The organism is Saccharibacillus sacchari, assembly GCF_037722395.1.
Taxonomy (GTDB): Bacteria; Bacillota; Bacilli; order Paenibacillales; family Paenibacillaceae; genus Saccharibacillus; species Saccharibacillus sacchari_A.
Map to the genome: position 1 here is coordinate 15806 of NZ_JBBKAR010000001.1, position 14636 is coordinate 30441.

A 14636-nucleotide genomic window follows, 5' to 3' on the forward strand; every position below is an offset into this window, starting at 1 on the left:
TCATTAGCCGCTAACGGCGGTTTTGACGCAGGAAGCGCCGTCCTTATTCGGAGAGCTGTTCCATCTGCTCGATCAACGCTTCGAATACGCTCATCGCTTCGCGAACAGGTTCAGGCGAGGACATGTCGACTCCGGCTTTTTTCAAGATGTTGATCGAGTAGTCGCTGCCGCCGCTTTTCAGGAAGCTGAGGTAACGTTCGACCGCAGGCGCGCCTTCTTCAAGGATCTGCTTGGAAAAGCTGGTCGCTGCCGAGAAGCCCGTTGCATATTTGTATACATAGAAACTGTTGTAGAAGTGGGGGATACGCGCCCATTCCATCTCGATATCCTGATCCACCACCATGTCCGGCCCGTGATATTTCACGTTCAGTTCATAGTAGATGCCCGACAGATCCTGCGGCGTGAGCGATTCTCCGGCCTCGGTGCGCGCGTGAATGATCTTCTCGAACTCCGCGAACATCGTCTGACGGAACACCGTTGTGCGGAACTGATCCGCGTAGTAAGTGAGCAGGTACATTTTCTCTTTCGGATCGGTCGACTTTTTCAGCAGATAATCCATCAGCAGCGCTTCGTTGGTCGTCGAGGCCACTTCGGCCAGGAAGATCGTGTACTGCGCGTCGCGGTATTTCTGCGTGTTGTCCGAGTAGTAGGAGTGCAGCGCGTGGCCCATTTCGTGTGCCAGCGTGAACATGCTATTCAGATTGTCCTTGTGATTGAGCAAGACATAAGGGTGAACGCCATAAGCGCCGGAGCTGTACGCGCCTGTGCGTTTGCCTTCGTTCTCGTAAATGTCGATCCAGCCGTCTTTGAAGCTGTCTTCCAGCACTTGGAGGTAATCGGCGCCGAGTGGCTGCAAGCCGTCGATCACGGTTTGTTTCGCTTCATCGTACGTGATATCCATCTTGAACTCATCCACCAGCGGAGCGAACAGGTCGTACATATGCAGCTCGTCCACGCCCATCAGCTTTTTGCGCAGTCGCATATAGCGGTGCAGGATCGGCAGACTTTCGTGGATCGCGTCGACCAGGTTGTCGTACACGGATACCGGAACGTTGTCGCCGTACAGCTTCATTTCCAGCACGGACGGATATTTGCGCGCGCGGGAGTAAAAAATGTTTTTGTTCACGTTGGCCGTCAGTGACGCGCCGATCGTGTTTTTGAGTTTGGCATATGTGCCGTAGACGGCTTGGAAAGCCCGGCGACGCACGTCGACATTGGCGCTTTCCAGGAATTGAATATAGCTGCCGTGCGTCAGTTCGACTTCGTTGCCGTGCTCGTCTTCGATGTTCGGGAACTTAAGGTCCGCGTTATTGAGCATGCCGAAAATGTTCTGCGGCGCTTGCGACAGATTGCCGACCTGCGCGAGTAGCGCTTCTTCGGCCTGCGACAGCACATGGGCTTTTTCGCGCTTCATTTCCTGCAACGTGAACCGGTAATCCTTCAGCGACTCAGCTTCGATCAGCTTGTCGAGTTGCGCGTCGTCAAGGGACAGAATCTCCGGCGTGATGAACGACATTGCTTCACCCGCGTCGACCAGCAGTTTGCGGCCTTTTTGCGTGAGCGCCTGGTAGGTCGGGTTGGCGGTGTCCTGGTCATGGTACAGATGCGTGTAGACGTAGAGTTGCTCCAGCTTCAGGGAAACTTCGTCTTCGAACTTGAAGCATTCGCCGATCGCGGCTTCGTTATTGAGTTTGCCGCGGAAATCTTCGAACGTTTTCAGTTGAGCTTTCGTTTCTTCATATGTAGCGTCCCAGGCAGCTTGATCCGCGAACAGATCGGCTAGCTTCCATTGGTGCTCGGCAGGGATTTCGCTTCGTTTCGGCAAGGATTTAGGCGTTGTGCTCATCGGTAAAACCTCCTCAAGGATAGTGGGCCAAGGTTTGTATAAAAACAGATCTTGGCCGCTTGCGAATGAGTGTCGAAAAAAGGTTGGCGTTACCTGCGCGTATTCAAAATCCCGCATCGTTGACCTACCGGGCAGCTTGACCCAGCTACCCGGTAGGAACGATGCGGTCTGAATGCACGTCTTAAGAGCCCATGCTGAAAAGCGTATAGACCGTCAGGATAAACGAAATGAGAAGCATGACGGCGGCTGAGATCGCGAGACCTCGCTTGAGCTTGGGCGGAATCGAGTCCTTGTAAAACACGACGACCGCGCCTAGCAGCAAGGTTAGGATGAGCAGGGCGGCGATGTTGGTCGTATTCATAAAAGGTTACACACCCTTGAGGGCGTCCATGATGCTTTGCCATTCTTCATCAGTGCCCTTGAATTTGTCTTTGGCAAAGCGGTTTTCCGCCCAATTCATCATCTCCGGACGACTCATGAAGTGATGCGTTTCCTCGCCCCATTGGTCGGAAATTTCGCGCAGCACGAGATTGCGTCCGTTAACTTCTACCGTCATCATGTTCCAATTATCCGTCTTGTAAATACTGTGCTTTTTAATCATGATTGCCATTCCTCGTTTCACATCGTTTCTTATCTAAAATCATACCCTACCCGCATAACGAAAAGCAACGCCTGTACAAGAATGGATGCGCAAGTTCCAACTTTCCAATTGCCAAAGGTTTTTTCATGCAGTATAATAACGATATTCACCATAGATGGTGATATTTTTAGGAGGTTGTTCATTTGAAAGGTACAGTTAAATGGTTTAACGCAGAAAAAGGTTATGGTTTCCTTTCCGTAGAAGGCGGCGAAGACGTATTCGTACACTTCTCGGCTATCCAAGGCGACGGATTCAAAACTCTTGACGAAGGTCAAGAAGTAGAATTCGAAATCACTGACGGAAACCGCGGACCACAAGCAGCTAACGTAATCAAACTGTAAGAATTGATTTCTTACCTTATTTGATGACATAGCAAACCACAGGCACAGCTCCTTCACGGGAACTGTGCCTTTTTGCATGCTTTTTCCACAGCGGTTCACATAGAAAAGAAAACTCCCTGCTGCGCAATCCGTATGCCGAATGCGTAACAGAGAGTAGGATCAAGTCTGCAAAGTTTAGGAAGCTGCCGGACGATCCAGCTTCGGTTCGCGGCCCATGCGGCGCACCACGAGAAAGATGATGACCGCTTCGGCCAGCAGGCCGAGCGATTGCGCAATCGCGCCGACCCTACCGTTCCAATGCGGGAAAATGGCAACCAGCAGGAACAGGAAGCCGATCGTGCAGACCGCGTTGGCGAGCTGGGAACGGAACATGACTTTCGTTTGCCCGCCGAGCAGAATCAGTCCGTTGCCGTAATCCAGCCAAGGCATGACGAGCGGATACAAGATGAAGGCCCGCAGCGTGTACAGACTTTCCTGAAGCAGTTGCCCCTCCACGTTCATGACATGCCCGAACACCCAATAGCCGAGCGGCGTATAAGCGATGATGGCGACGAGAGCGGCAGGAATAAATCCGATCGCCAATGCGAACTTGCGCACCAGCAGCGGATCGATCCGGTAATAGTTCAGCACGATCTGATGAATATAGATGAAGAAACTCAGCATGAGCTGCATCAGACTCGCGGCGACGGCAAACGACGAGATCGCCAGCGCCACGCCGTCCGTTTTGCCCAGCATGATATTCAACGCAGGTCCGATGAACATGGCGACGAGCGACGAATAGAGCAGCGGCTTATAAAAACGGAAGACATCGCCGCGCGTCTCGATGTGATGATCCGGCTTTTTGACCGGCAGACGGCGAGCGATATTGCGTCCTTCCAGAAAACTGACCGTCGCTTCGATGACCATGCCGCCTACGAAGATGATGGCGCCGACGATTCCGCTGGTCACGCCGTGGATATGCACGAAGTACAACGACAGCAGGTACATGCCGCTCAGCCGGATCACCATGCCGATGGTCAGCCATTTGGTGCGGTTATTGGTGATGATAATGCCTTGGTAAATATTGCGGATAACGGAAAAAACGCTGACGAACATCAATACGCCGTAGACGGCGATCACGCTCGGCAACAACGCGGGATCGACCCCGAATACGGCGCCGAAAATGCCGCGTCCCACAGGCGTGTAGACGATGATGCCTCCGATCACCAGCACGCAGACCAGAAAAACGTAAGTGACGAACGTCAGCGCTTTGAACGAAATTTTGTCGCGCACCAGCGCGGAGCAGGTCTGCCGGAGCAGCGTGGACGGCCGTTCGGTAACGGCGAGCAGGCTGCTGGCGATCGCGTAGCTGGCGATGACCGTCTCGGGCGAGGCGGCGGAGGCCAGCGTACGGTTGATGATGACATGGGACAAAGTCACGAGCGAAGCGGACAAACCCAACGGAACGAAAAACAGGAGCAGTCGCTTCCAGGATAAAGGAACGTCGGACATGGGAAACCCCTTTCTTGAAAATCGGCGGTGCAAGTGTGCAGACACGTTCGAATTGATCATTCTCCAGTATACCATGACTGAAATCGTTTGCAGCGAGCGAACGAAAACTTTCCTGAAATTGAACGGTTTTCGGCATATCCGGCGAGCGGCGTGGGGCGATTGCCGGAAAGTATAGCTTTTTGCAGAAAAAACGCTGAAAAAAGTTGAGAATATGACGAAGGTTATTTGTACAAATTAAACCCTCATATTATAATGGAAGTGAATTTGGGTACGGAGCATGCGTAAAAAGCAGATTGGCCTGTCTGACAGGCAAACGCATGCGCCACAGACTTAAGACTGGTATTTGGAGGTACGTTTTGAACCCACTCAGAACCGCTTACACCGTTCCCGAAGAACCCATCCGTTTGATGCGATGGGTGTACAAGTTCGCTTTGTCGGGCGTCAAGGAGTCGCTCGGGGGCTGGAGAGATCGCGCTGCGACTATTCCCGATCCCGAACTTCGAACGCAAGCGCTGGCGAGCATTGCGGACAAGGAATTTCATTGTCAAGGCGGCTCGGTATACGCAGCGATCAATTCGGACAAAAAAGACGTACTGATTCCGCTGATCGTAGCGCTTCAGACCATCAGCGATTATCTCGACAACCTGTGCGATCGAAGCACGTCGCTGGACCCGGAAGATTTTCGTCTTTTACATAAGTCCATGCTGGACGCGGTCGATCCGTCCGCACAGCCGGAAAATTACTATCGCTTCCGTGACGAACAGGAGGACGGAGGGTATTTGAATGCCCTGGTGACTACCTGTCAGGAAAACATCCGGCAGCTGCCCGGTTATGTCCATGCCCAGCCTTATGTGCGCCGTCTGGTCAGTCTTTACGGCGATCTTCAAGTGTACAAGCATATCGCCCCCGAACTGCGGGAGCCTTCGCTGACGACCTGGAGAGCCGAACACGCCGACCTGGCCCCTGATTTGCATTGGAACGAGTTCGCCGCTGCCACCGGTTCGACGCTCGGCATGTTCATGCTTTTTGCCGGAGCGAGCCGTGACGATTTCGATGAACAAGCGGCAAAATCCGTCTACGAGGCGTATTTCCCGTACGTCTGCGGTCTGCATATCATGCTCGATTATTTAATCGATCAGGAAGAGGACCGGATCGGAGGCGACCTGAATTTTTGCAATTATTACGAAAGCGGGGAAGAGATGCTACAGCGCGTCGAGTTTATCGTTAACGGGGCGCGCCGCGACGTGGCAAGGCTTCCGCATGCCGCTTTCCACCGCATGGTGATCGAAGGACTGATCGCGTTGTATTTGTCCGATCCGAAAGTAAGCCAGCAAAAAGATGTGCGAACCGTGTCTAAACGCTTGATGAAGAAAAGCCCGCTGACTCGCCTGTTCTTTTTCGTCAATAGTGTATGGATCCGCAAACATAAGCAGCATTAACAAGGAGGAAGCAACATGTCAGCAGTAAAAAAGATTGCCGTATTAACCAGCGGAGGGGACTCCCAAGGAATGAACGCCGCGCTTCGCGCCGTCGTGCGCAGCGCGATTTACCACGGAATCGAGATTTTCGGGATTCAACGCGGTTATCAGGGATTGCTCAATAACGATATTTTCTCGATGGATCTGCGCAGCGTCGGCGATATTATCCAACGCGGCGGAACGGTGCTTCAATCGGCCCGCTCCAAAGAGTTCTATACGGAAGAAGGCCAACGCAAAGGCGCGGAAATCCTGCGCAGCTACGGCATCGACGGCCTGGTCGTAATCGGCGGCGACGGTTCTTACCACGGCGCGAACAAGCTGAGCAAGCTCGGGATCAACACGATGGGCTTGCCGGGCACGATCGATAACGATATCTCCTTCACGGATTACACGATCGGCTTCGATACCGCTGTAGGCGTTGTTGTCGATGCGATCAACAAGCTGCGCGATACGATGTCGTCGCACGAACGTGCTTCGGTCGTTGAAGTTATGGGTCGTCATTGCGGCGATATCGCGTTGCACGCGGGCCTTGCTTCGGGCGCGGAAACGATTCTCGTGCCTGAAGTTCCTTACGATCTGGACGAAGTGGCGCAGCGCATGACGCACAACTTCGCGATGGGCAAACGTCACAGTATCATCGTGGTCGCGGAAGGCGCAGGCAAAGGCGAGGACATCGCGACCGAGCTGTCGCAGCGCTCCAAGCAGATCGACGCTCGCGTAACGGTACTGGGCCATATCCAACGCGGCGGCACGCCGACTCCGTTCGACCGTAACCTGGCAAGCCGTCTGGGCGACTTCGCGGTACGCTCGCTGATTCGCGGCGAAAGCGACAAAGGCTGCGGCATCATCAAAGGCGAACTGACCCTGACGGATATCGATAAGGTTGTCAACACACGCCCTACCTTCGATCACGAGATGTACGAGTTGGCTCTGCGTTTGTCGCAATAAGCGATTATCCGAAAAGTCGCGAACCGAGAAGCTTTCGCCCCGAAACGGCAGCCGTTCTGCCGTTTGCGGGCGCGAAGGTTTCTTTTTTTATGAAGAGCGGGTAAGGGTACAACGAGGCAAGCGATTCGGCAGCGAAGGAGGCAGGCTCTATGATTACCGTCGGATTGACCGGCTGGGGCGATCACGATTATATCTATACGACCAAGGAAGCGGCCAAGCAGAAACTGGTTACGTACGGCAAAATGTTCGGAACCGTCGAGGTGGACAGTATGTTTTATGCCGTTCAGTCCAAGCGCAATATGGAAAAATGGGTGCAAGAGACGCCGGCGGATTTTCGTTTTGTCGTCAAAGCGTATCAAGGGATGACCGGGCATTCGCGGGGGAAAATCCCGTTCGATAACGAGGCCGAGATGTTCGAAGCGTTCAAATTGTCGATCGGCACGATGCAGCAGGCTAACAAACTGAAGGCGGCGCTGTTCCAATTCCCGCCTTGGTTCGATTGCACGCGGGAAAATGTAGCCAAGCTGCGCGAGGTGCGCGAGCGGATGGAAGATGTGCCTTGTGCGCTGGAGTTTCGCCATCAGAGCTGGTTTCAGCCGGTGATGCGGGAACGTACGCTCAAGTTCATGCGCGAGGAGCACTGGATACACAGCGTATGTGACGAGCCGCAAGCGGGAGTCGGTTCGGTACCCATCGTGGAGGAAGCGACGGATGATCGGTTGACGATTGTGCGGATGCACGGTCGCAACGTTTCCGGTTGGCAGTCGTCCAATCAGCCCAACTGGCGGGAAGTGCGTTATCTGTACCGTTATAACACGCAGGAACTGGAAGAATGGGCAGAGCGGCTTCGCAGACTGGAGCAGCAATCGAAGGAAGTCGTGATCATTTTCAACAATAACTCCGGAGGCGATGCGGCAGAAAATGCGCGCGAGCTGATGGCGATTCTGGGTCAGGATGTGCCGAAGCTTCTTGGCGAGGACGAACCGGAGCAGTTGGATTTATTTTAACGTTGGAAAAAAGGCAGCCCGCAGCGTCGAAAATGACGAAAAGCGAGCTGCCTTTTCTGATAAAGAAGGATTCATGGAACCTGCTTGATGAGTCCTAGGAGCGTCCGTGCATACGTTGAACCTTGAACAAACGCAACAGTAGCAGAACCGCTCCTACGGCCAAACCGGCGATCAACCCGATCCAGTAACCGAACGGACCGAATGGAGTGTACACGGCCAATACGAACCCAAGCGGCAATCCGATGCCCCAATAGGCGATCAGCGTGATGAAAAAGGCCGGAGTCACATCTTTGTAGCCGCGCAGCGCGCCCTGGATAGGCGTAGCCAAAGCGTCGGAGAGTTGGAAAAAGATCGCATACGCCAAAAACTGCACGATCAATGCCGTAACGGCAGGATCGGTCGAATAAATCAACGCGACTTTGTCGGCAAAAAGCAGGAGTATAACCGCCGTGACCAGAGCCATCAGCACGGCAGAGCCGATTCCGATAGAAGCATACTGGCGGGCGTCTTTGTTTCTTCCGGCTCCCGCCTCGTAGCCGACCAGAATCGTCAGCGCCATGCAGATCGCCAGCGGAATCATATACAGCGTTGAAGCGAAGTTGATCGCGGCGGAGTGGGCGGCAACGGCGTTTGTTCCGAAACGGTTCATGAGCAGCGTAACCGCGGCGAAGATGGACGTTTCAAAAAAGGTGGCGAAACCGATCGGAATGCCAAGCTTCAATAATTCCTTTTGCTTGGCCCACGAGATCGGATGACGTTTGCGGAAAAAACTATGCTTGGCAAAAGGTTCAGCGCGGTGCATCACGATGAGCGCAATCAGGAAAATGACCCAATACGTGACGGCGGTCGCAACACCTGCGCCGACGCCGCCCAGCTTCGGAAAGCCGAAGTTGCCGAAGATCAGCAGGTAGTTCAGCAGCAACTGTACGGGAAGTGAACAGAGCGTAATCGCCATGGAGATTCGCGTCTGGCCCATTGCATCGATGCAACCTCGAAGAACGGTATAGCCGAATAACGGAACGACGCCGAACGCCAGGCAAAGCAGGAACTTATACGCGGTATCCGCGACTTCGGCCTCGGCATTCATGAATCCGAGAGCAGGCTTGAGCAGCAGTCCGCCGATCAGAAGCACAGCTGCGGAGAATAGAAGAGACAGAATCAATCCCTGGAACAAATTGAAACGGATATCGCGCTCCCGGCCTCCGCCCATAAGCTGCGAGACGATCGGCATGATTCCGTTTAAAACACCGTTCAGACCGGTCTGAATCGGAATCCATAGGCTGACCCCGATCGAGACGCCCGCTTGCGCGGCCGGACTGACGTGTCCCGTCATGCTGGTATCGAAAAAAGCCATAGCGGATAACGCAATTTGCGTGATAAAGATCGGAAGGAAAACGACGAGAAACTGTGCGAATTTTTGCTTGAAGCTTGAAGTGGCACGCATCGGTTGGCAGATCCTTTCAGGTAACACTGATTCTGTTCCCAACGAACGCAGGCAAAAACCCGGCCGTGGCAGGCCGGGTTTTTGCCGTGCGAGGATATCCGTCGGAACGTATCGCTCGGTGGAAGTAGAGGTAGCTTAGCTTAACAATCAGTCTTTCGGACCGTAATTGGCATCTTTGGTGTAACGGTTGGAGGCGTTCCAGAGGAGATATTCATCCACGCCCATATCCGCCATGGCTTTGATCTGCGCGTCCACTTCGGCTTTGCCGTACTTCGTATAGTGGCCGCTGCCGAGCCAGCTTGCGGTAAAGTCCTGAATCCACGGGCGTACGATCGGACGCTGCGATTCGTCTTTGATCTCATCCAGTTTTTTGAACGTGTCGACCATCGAGCCTTTGATCGTCACGTAAGGTTCCATATCCGGGTTAGTCGCGCCGAACCAGCCGGTCGAGTAGTGACTCGGATACACCATCGGTGCGATAACGTCGACGTTTTCCGAAATTTTGGTGAAGTCTTGTCCGATGCCGTCGGCTGCCGGAACGGAGGCCGCGTAGCCGAAAATATCGACGGAAACGCGAACGCCGAGCGGCGCCAGTTCTTTACGCGCGTACTGTACGAATTCGGATACGGCTTCCGTACGCGTTTTTTCGCCGTCTTTTTCGTATTTGAGCGTGTCCGCGCGTTTCTCGAAGCCTTCCGCGAAACGAACATAGTCGAACTGGATTTCTTTGAATCCGAGCGCTGCCGCTTCTTTGGCGATCGCCACGTTATAGTCCCAGACTTCTTTGCTGTACGGATTGACGAAAGCGTCGCCGCCGCCGTTTTTCCATACTTTTCCGTTTGCGTCCGTGAACGAAAGCTCCGGATGGTTTTCGGCGAGAACGGTATCTTTGAACACCACGATCCGGGCGATCGGATAAACGTTGTGATCTTTCAACTTGGTCATCAGAGCGTCGATGTCCGGGATGAATTTTTGGGCAGTGCCCATTTTCAGCAGTTCCTGATTTTCGGTTTTGTACGTTATGTACCCCAGGTCGTCTTTGATATCGATAACCATCGCGTTAAGACCGGTATTGTCGAGCAGATCAAGCAGTTCGGTCATTCTTGCGCCGCCCGCGCTGTAAGCGGTGGCGTAGATGCCTTTTACCGTAGGCGCATCGGGTTGCGGATCGATTTTGATCGGAGGGTTGTCCGCATCGATGACCACGCTATCTTTTTGAGCCGTCAGCGTACTGAGGTTCCAAGCCGATTCGACCGCGACGGTGATCGGATTGACGTTGACGGGTGCTGGTGCGCTTTCCGGGTTGTGGCTGCTTACTGTGAGAGCCAGCAGGCTCCATAAGATATCCATTGTATTCTCTCCCTCGTCTGTAGGTGATTCTTGGCTGCAAAAGCCTTTACCAGTATAGCGTTTTTCTGATCGAGTGAAGCAACAAAATTGTCACGAATGCCTGATTATTCCGGGAAAAGCAAAATCCGCTTTATGCCCGGAAGGCACACCTCCAACATTTAACCTTTCGAAGAAGCAACGAATCTATGATCTTGTCAACTCTTGATTCGGAAGCCGATCTTCACAAGCGATGGCTTCGAACCCATATGTAGGGCCGCCCCTTCCCTAAGGAAAAGAGCGGCCTATTAGAAGAACTTATTGAAAAGACCAAACCCGGTACCTTGTCCAAGCTAAAAGGAATCGTTAATGCAAAACTTCCGGCGACTGATGTTCGAGGATGCTGTGATGGATAATGTCAAGCGCGTCTTCGGCTTCGAGAATTCCCAGTCCGTCACGAAGGACGATCACGGAATCCAACTCTTGCTGCTTCAAGAACGAAAGCATGTCGGGGTACCATTTCATCACGATTTGTTCAAGTTTTACGGCTTCCATTTCCATAGTCGTCACCCTTTCTTTTCCGGGATCGTGTGTCATTGTCTGACTCGAATACCTGAGAAAAGCTAACCATGAAGTTGGTACGGGGTTATTATATCACATCGCGGTTGTGTTCGCGACGTAGCGTGTGGGAGGGGGCTGCGGGGGCAATTCGTTTCGGTCGCGTGTTGCCCTTGGGAAGCCGGATTGGAATTTAATAAGGAGGCTTCCCAAGGACAAAGGCGAACGCTGACGCTCCTACACTGAATTCTCCCCTCCGCCCCCACTCTTCGAAGCTTTCAAAACCTTGAAAGGATCTAATGAACTTTGGTTTGAGTCGTTTTTTGATAAAACTACCCCAAAAAAAGAAGCGCCTGTAAAGGCCGCTTCGGCTGAAGAAAATATTTTGAGCGGGGTTGCCGCACAAGGGCGGAGGATCAAGTGCAGTGCAGGAGCGCCAGCGTTCGCCTTTGAAATCGGGAAGCCTCATTACATTCAGATCAAGCTTCCCTATTTCAACACGCGACCGAAACGCACTTGATCCTCCGCCCACCTAGCGGCTTTCCCCAGCGAACAGTATTTTCCCGAAGCCGAAACAAAGGCTTCAAACAGAGCGCTTCCGAAACGAGCCCATTACGCCTACGGTTTCGACGATGTTGACGAAAGCGAGAGGGTCGGCTTCTTTGATGATGCGTTTGAGTTCCGCCAACTCGTAGCGTGTGGTAACCGTCATCAGCATGTCTTTTTTGGCATGGGAGAATGCGCCTTCGGCGGGGATTCGGGTAACGCCGCGTTCGATCTGAAGCAGTCGCTCCAACATTTTGTCTGTATCGTTCGTCACAATGAACAACGTAACTTTGGTATGGCTGATATGGATCATATCGACGACTTTTCCTGTGATATATATGGAAACCATTGATAAAAGGGCCAGGTTCCAATCATTTTGGAGATAGCCCATCGCCAGAATGACCAGGCCGTTCATCGCGACAAGCACGTTTCCGACAGGGAAATCGCGATAGCGCGTGACGATCGAGCCGAGGATGTCGAAGCCGCCGCTCGATCCGCCGACGCGGAACGAGATGCCTGCGCCGACGCCGACCAGTACACCGCCGAATACGGAGGAAAGGATCGGATCGGTGGCGACCATGCGTTCAGGCACGACGGTGATCAATACCGTAACGGCGGCGACGGATACGATGCTGAGCAGGATAAACCGTCGACCGAGCAGGAACCAACCCGCAATCAGCATCGGAACGTTGTACACGAAATACAGAATACCGATCGAGATCGGCGTGAAGTACCCGGTAAGCATGGACAGACCGGACACGCCGCCGCTGAGCAATTGATGCGGAATCAAAAACAGGTTGAAGCCGGCCGCGATCAGCAAAGCGCCCACGACCGTCGTTACGATATGACCCATACGAATAAACAAAATCCACCACTCCTGAAAAAGAAAATGAAAAAACAAGAACGAAAATGAAAACCGTGAAAAAATGTGACAATACGTTGAAAGGTTTACTGGCTTTTCTATAGTCGCTTATGCTATAATGATTTAGATGTTCTTGAGTAGATCTTTCTCGTTTCCGTAACCGTCAGCGGCTGAACGGAAGAATCACGAGTAAAAGGATAAACGGTATATAATATGGCTTCAGCTTTTCGGCTTCGGCTTTGAAGAAGCTCCTCCCTTGTCCAAGTAGGTGCGGAAAACTTGGTATCGTCAGCATATGAGGAACCCTTCGGTTATCGATCGGTTGCGGCTACTTAAGAATACAGAATACGAAAGCGGCTTGTCCACAGGCAAAGTGGCAGTCCGCCCATAATAAAAGGAGCATGAATCTATTGGCAAATTTTGTAGACTTCGATTTGGAACCAAAGGTATTACAGGCAATTACGGAAATGGGCTTTGAAGAAGCCACTCCGATCCAATCGCAGGCGATCCCGATCGCCCTGACCGGAAGCGACATGATCGGACAAGCTCAAACGGGTACAGGCAAAACAGCGGCTTTCGGTATCCCGATGATCAGCAAGATCGCACGTGAAGAAGAAAAAATCTCGGCACTCGTTATGGCTCCGACTCGCGAACTCGCGATTCAGGTAGCGGACGAAATCGAGAAGCTTGCACGTTTCAAAGGACTTCGTTCCCTGGCTATCTACGGCGGACAAGATATCGTTCGTCAGATCCGTGCATTGAAAAGAAAGCCGCAAATCATTATCGGTACACCAGGACGCCTGCTGGACCATATCAACCGTAAAACGATCAAGCTTGACGACGTTCAAACGGTTGTACTGGATGAAGCGGACGAAATGCTGGACATGGGCTTCATGGAAGACATCCAGTCGATCCTGAAGCTGGTTCCGGAAGAGCGTCAAACGTTGCTGTTCTCGGCTACAATGCCTGCGAACATCAAACGCCTGGCTGAGCAATTCCTGAAAAACCCGCAGCATGTATCGGTTATTCCGAAGCAAATCAGTGCTCCGCTGATCGACCAGGCTTACATCGAAGTGCCTGAGCGTCAGAAGTTCGAAGCTCTGACTCGCCTGATCGACATGGAATCGCCTGAACTGGCAATCCTGTTCGGACGTACCAAGCGTCGGGTTGACGAGTTGGCAGAAGCGCTGCAAAAACGCGGCTACTCCGCTGACGGTCTGCACGGTGACCTTTCGCAGAACCAACGTGATGCGGTAATGCGTAAATTCCGCGACGGCAGCATCGAAGTTCTGGTTGCAACGGACGTTGCGGCACGCGGTCTCGACGTATCGGGCGTTACGCACGTTATCAACTTCGACCTTCCGCAAGATCCGGAAAGCTACGTTCACCGTATCGGCCGTACAGGTCGTGCAGGTAAAGAAGGTAAAGCATGGTCGTTCGTAACGCCACGCGAGCTGGATCACCTGAACTTCATCGAGCGTGTGACACGTCACAAGATTACGCGCAAACCGCTCCCGACAATGAGCGAAGCGATCGAAGGTAAACAACGCATCCTGGCTGAGCGTCTGCTCGAAGTGGTACAGGACGGCGAACTGAACGAATACAAAGCAATCGCGATCCAAATGCTGGAGCAGTACGATTCGGTAAACCTGCTGTCGGCTGCGATGAAGCTGATGACCGGCGAGAAGAAAGATGCCAAGGTCGAGCTGACTCCGGAAGATCCGGTTAGAGTGAAGCGTCGTAAACCATCGGGTAGCTACGGCAACCGTGGTGGTGGTTACAAAGGCGGAAGCGGTAGCGGCTATAAAGGCGGCGGCTACAAAGGCGGAAGCAGCAGCGGCGGACGCAGTGGGGGTTACCAAGGTAACCGTAGCGGCGGAACTGGCGGCTACAAAGGTTCCAAAGAAGGCGGCTACCAAGGTCGTGGAGGCAAGTCCTCGTATCAAGGAGATCGTCCGGCTCCGAAGCGTGATAACTTCGAAGGTTAATTTCTAAGGCAAGCCAAAGACGGCGCAGCGATGCGTCGTCTTTTTCGTATGGAGAACAAGCAGGCTCGCTGAACGCTAAACGTTTCGAAAGCCTTTTTGATAAGAGTGGTTTTTGGCGGACATAATCGGTATAATTGAACTATCAATATGGTGGTTTAATG

Annotated in this window: 13 protein-coding genes; 5 read left to right on the top strand and 8 right to left on the bottom strand. The window is 52.9% G+C overall.

Going from position 1 to position 14636, the window contains the following annotated elements:
• Positions 1-43: 43 nt before the first annotated feature.
• The 3 genes from pepF to WKI47_RS00105 all read right to left on the bottom strand — a co-directional run bounded on the left by pepF (position 44) and on the right by WKI47_RS00105 (position 2447).
• Entirely contained in the window at positions 44-1846 is a 1803-nt protein-coding gene (gene pepF, locus WKI47_RS00095) for an oligoendopeptidase F (protein WP_340225156.1), read from the bottom strand.
• 181 nt (positions 1847-2027) lie between these two features.
• Positions 2028-2207: a hypothetical protein gene (locus tag WKI47_RS00100; RefSeq protein WP_340225157.1), complete on the bottom strand. Its 180-nt coding sequence runs from the start codon at positions 2205-2207 to the stop codon at positions 2028-2030.
• Between the two features lie 6 nt (positions 2208-2213).
• Positions 2214-2447: a hypothetical protein gene (locus tag WKI47_RS00105; protein WP_340225158.1), complete on the bottom strand. Its 234-nt coding sequence runs from the start codon at positions 2445-2447 to the stop codon at positions 2214-2216.
• 182 nt (positions 2448-2629) lie between these two features.
• Here WKI47_RS00105 and WKI47_RS00110 point away from each other — a divergent pair, with 182 nt between their 5' ends.
• Entirely contained in the window at positions 2630-2827 is a 198-nt protein-coding gene (locus tag WKI47_RS00110; protein WP_018975236.1) for a cold shock domain-containing protein, read from the top strand.
• 174 nt (positions 2828-3001) lie between these two features.
• On the opposite strand, the gene WKI47_RS00115 is transcribed toward WKI47_RS00110, so the two are convergent.
• Complete coding sequence (locus WKI47_RS00115) at positions 3002-4318, bottom strand: multi antimicrobial extrusion protein MatE (protein WP_340225159.1); 1317 nt, start codon at positions 4316-4318, stop codon at positions 3002-3004.
• 407 nt (positions 4319-4725) lie between these two features.
• Between WKI47_RS00115 and WKI47_RS00120 the strand changes: the two genes are divergently transcribed.
• The 3 genes from WKI47_RS00120 (at position 4726) to WKI47_RS00130 (ending at position 7751) form a co-directional block, all read left to right on the top strand.
• The gene (locus WKI47_RS00120) at positions 4726-5757 is read left to right on the top strand and encodes a tetraprenyl-beta-curcumene synthase family protein (protein WP_340225455.1); all 1032 of its coding nucleotides are present in this window, start codon (positions 4726-4728) and stop codon (positions 5755-5757) included.
• Positions 5758-5772: 15 nt separating this feature from the next.
• A complete protein-coding gene (gene pfkA / locus WKI47_RS00125) occupies positions 5773-6744 on the top strand; it encodes a 6-phosphofructokinase (RefSeq protein WP_340225160.1) in 972 nt (323 codons plus the stop codon).
• A gap of 149 nt (positions 6745-6893) precedes the next feature.
• Positions 6894-7751: a DUF72 domain-containing protein gene (locus tag WKI47_RS00130; RefSeq protein ID WP_340225161.1), complete on the top strand. Its 858-nt coding sequence runs from the start codon at positions 6894-6896 to the stop codon at positions 7749-7751.
• Positions 7752-7845: 94 nt separating this feature from the next.
• On the opposite strand, the gene WKI47_RS00135 is transcribed toward WKI47_RS00130, so the two are convergent.
• From WKI47_RS00135 to WKI47_RS00150, 4 genes are all read right to left on the bottom strand, one after another.
• Complete coding sequence (locus WKI47_RS00135; RefSeq protein WP_340225162.1) at positions 7846-9195, bottom strand: MATE family efflux transporter; 1350 nt, start codon at positions 9193-9195, stop codon at positions 7846-7848.
• A 147-nt stretch (positions 9196-9342) separates the two neighbouring features.
• On the bottom strand, positions 9343-10545 hold the full coding sequence (locus tag WKI47_RS00140; protein WP_340225163.1) for a putative glycoside hydrolase: 1203 nt from the start codon (positions 10543-10545) through the stop codon (positions 9343-9345).
• A 342-nt stretch (positions 10546-10887) separates the two neighbouring features.
• Positions 10888-11082 carry a hypothetical protein gene (locus WKI47_RS00145; protein ID WP_037282788.1) on the bottom strand — a complete coding sequence of 65 codons (195 nt, stop codon included), beginning with the start codon at positions 11080-11082 and terminating at the stop codon, positions 10888-10890.
• Positions 11083-11662: 580 nt separating this feature from the next.
• Positions 11663-12478: a YitT family protein gene (locus WKI47_RS00150; protein WP_340225456.1), complete on the bottom strand. Its 816-nt coding sequence runs from the start codon at positions 12476-12478 to the stop codon at positions 11663-11665.
• A gap of 410 nt (positions 12479-12888) precedes the next feature.
• On the opposite strand from WKI47_RS00150, the gene WKI47_RS00155 reads away from it, so the two are divergent.
• The gene (locus WKI47_RS00155; protein ID WP_425355407.1) at positions 12889-14475 is read left to right on the top strand and encodes a DEAD/DEAH box helicase; all 1587 of its coding nucleotides are present in this window, start codon (positions 12889-12891) and stop codon (positions 14473-14475) included.
• Positions 14476-14636: the final 161 nt, after the last annotated feature.

Coding starts and splice junctions, on each gene's coding strand:
- WKI47_RS00155 (WP_425355407.1), top strand. CDS start 12,889: ATGAATCTATTGGCAAATTTTGTAGACTTCGATTTGGAACCAAAGGTA.
- WKI47_RS00145 (WP_037282788.1), bottom strand. CDS start 11,082: ATGGAAATGGAAGCCGTAAAACTTGAACAAATCGTGATGAAATGGTAC.
- WKI47_RS00130 (WP_340225161.1), top strand. CDS start 6,894: ATGATTACCGTCGGATTGACCGGCTGGGGCGATCACGATTATATCTAT.
- WKI47_RS00120 (WP_340225455.1), top strand. CDS start 4,726: ATGCGATGGGTGTACAAGTTCGCTTTGTCGGGCGTCAAGGAGTCGCTC.
- WKI47_RS00115 (WP_340225159.1), bottom strand. CDS start 4,318: ATGTCCGACGTTCCTTTATCCTGGAAGCGACTGCTCCTGTTTTTCGTT.
- WKI47_RS00150 (WP_340225456.1), bottom strand. CDS start 12,478: ATGGGTCATATCGTAACGACGGTCGTGGGCGCTTTGCTGATCGCGGCC.
- pfkA (WP_340225160.1), top strand. CDS start 5,773: ATGTCAGCAGTAAAAAAGATTGCCGTATTAACCAGCGGAGGGGACTCC.
- WKI47_RS00105 (WP_340225158.1), bottom strand. CDS start 2,447: ATGATTAAAAAGCACAGTATTTACAAGACGGATAATTGGAACATGATG.
- WKI47_RS00135 (WP_340225162.1), bottom strand. CDS start 9,195: ATGCGTGCCACTTCAAGCTTCAAGCAAAAATTCGCACAGTTTCTCGTC.
- WKI47_RS00140 (WP_340225163.1), bottom strand. CDS start 10,545: ATGGATATCTTATGGAGCCTGCTGGCTCTCACAGTAAGCAGCCACAAC.
- pepF (WP_340225156.1), bottom strand. CDS start 1,846: ATGAGCACAACGCCTAAATCCTTGCCGAAACGAAGCGAAATCCCTGCC.
- WKI47_RS00100 (WP_340225157.1), bottom strand. CDS start 2,207: ATGAATACGACCAACATCGCCGCCCTGCTCATCCTAACCTTGCTGCTA.